1 protein-coding gene is annotated in these 1,943 nt (G+C 71.0%); it reads left to right on the forward strand.

What is annotated here, in order from left to right; genetic code table 11:
• A partial coding sequence (locus tag ABZY31_RS31185) for a type I polyketide synthase (RefSeq protein WP_356417048.1) occupies positions 1-1,943 on the forward strand: 1,943 nt, incomplete at both ends.

The raw sequence follows: 1,943 nt of genomic DNA on the forward strand, positions 1-1,943 counted from the left end.
CTGGTGACGGGTGGTACGGGTGCGTTGGGTGGCCGGGTTGCTCGTTGGCTGGCTGGTGCGGGTGTTGAGCGTCTGGTGCTGACCAGTCGCCGTGGGCCGGATGCTCCTGGTGTGGCGGAGTTGGTGGCCGAGCTGGGTGTCGATGTGTCCGTTGTCGCTTGTGATGTTTCTGATCGGGGGGCGTTGCGGGACCTGTTGACTGCCGAGGCCGGCACGCTGACGGCGGTGGTGCATACGGCTGGGGTGCTGGATGACGGCGTGCTGGATGCGCTGACGCCGGAACGGTTCGAGAGCGTGCTGCGGGCCAAGGCCACCTCCGCGCTCAACCTGCACGAGCTCACGGTTGAGCTGGGGATCGAGCTTGATGCCTTCGTCCTCTTCTCCTCCATGAGTGGGGCGATCGGCTCGGCGGGCCAGGCCAACTACGCCGCTGCGAATGCCTATCTGGATGCGCTCGCCGAGCAACGGCGGGCGGCCGGGTTGGCCGCGACGTCCATCGCCTGGGGTCCGTGGGCCGAAGGCGGCATGGCCGCCGACGAGGCTCTCGAAGCCCGGATGCGCAGGGACGGCGTACCGCCCATGAACGGGAGCGCGGCGATCCGTGCGCTCGGCCAGGCCGCGGCCGGTACGGACGCCTCCCTCACCGTGGCCGACGTCGTCTGGGAGCAGTACCTCTCCGGCCACACCGCCGTACGAGGCAGCACCCTCTTCGACGAGCTCAGCGAGGTCCGCACGACCCGCTCGGCCGCCGAGGACCGTGCCGACCGGGCCGCGTCCGCGCAGGCCGACGGCGCCGTCAACCTCGGCGCGCGGCTCGCCGCGCTCGCCCCCGCCGATCAGGTACGAGAGCTGCTCGGCCTGGTCCGTACGCACGTTGCTGCCGTCCTCGGACACGGGAGCGCGGACGCGGTCGGTGCGGGACGCGCCTTCAAGGAGCTCGGCTTCGACTCCCTCACCGCGGTCGAGCTGCGCAACCGCCTGAACGCGGCCACCGAGCTGCGGCTGCCCGTCACCCTCGTCTACGACTACCCGACGTCCGCCGCGCTGGCCGAGTACCTCCGAGAGGAGCTCGTCGGCAGCGTCCCGGTCTCCGGCGCCATGCTCCCCGTCGTCGCGGCCGTCGACGGCGACCCGATCGCCATCGTCGCCATGAGCTGCCGTTTCCCCGGCGGGGTCAGCACCCCCGAGGACCTCTGGGAGCTGCTTGCGCAGGGTACGGACGCGGTTGACGCCTTCCCGGCCGACCGCGGCTGGAAGCTGGACCGCCTGTACAGCCCCGACCCGGACCAGCCGGGGACTTCGTACACCCGCGAGGGCGGCTTCGTCGCGGGGGCGGCGGACTTCGACGCGGACTTCTTCGGGATCTCCCCGCGCGAGGCCCTCGCCATGGACCCGCAGCAGCGCCTGCTGCTGGAGACCTCCTGGGAAGCCTTCGAGCGGGCCGGCATCGACCCGACGTCGCTGCGCGGCAGCCGCGCCGGTGTCTTCGTCGGTACCAACGGCCAGGACTACCTCTCCCTCATCACCCGCGACCAGGACGGCCTCGAAGGCCACGTCGGCACGGGCAACGCGGGCAGCGTCATGTCGGGCCGCGTCTCCTACGTCTTCGGGCTGGAGGGTCCGGCGGTCACCGTCGACACGGCGTGCTCGTCGTCCCTCGTGGCGCTGCACTGGGCGATCCAGGCACTGCGCAACGGTGAGTGCTCGCTGGCGCTGGCGGGCGGTGTCACCGTCATGTCGACGCCGGAGAACTTCGTCGATTTCAGCCGTCAGCGTGGGTTGGCGGAGGACGGTCGGATCAAGGCTTTTGCGGCTGGTGCGGACGGGACCGGTTGGGGTGAGGGTGTCGGCATGCTGCTCGTGGAGCGGCTGTCGGATGCCCGTAGGAACGGTCACCCGGTCCTTGCGGTGGTGCGGGGTTCGGCGATCAACCAGGACGGTGC

This window comes from Streptomyces sp. NPDC006529, from assembly GCF_040611795.1.
Classification (GTDB): Bacteria; Actinomycetota; Actinomycetes; order Streptomycetales; family Streptomycetaceae; genus Streptomyces.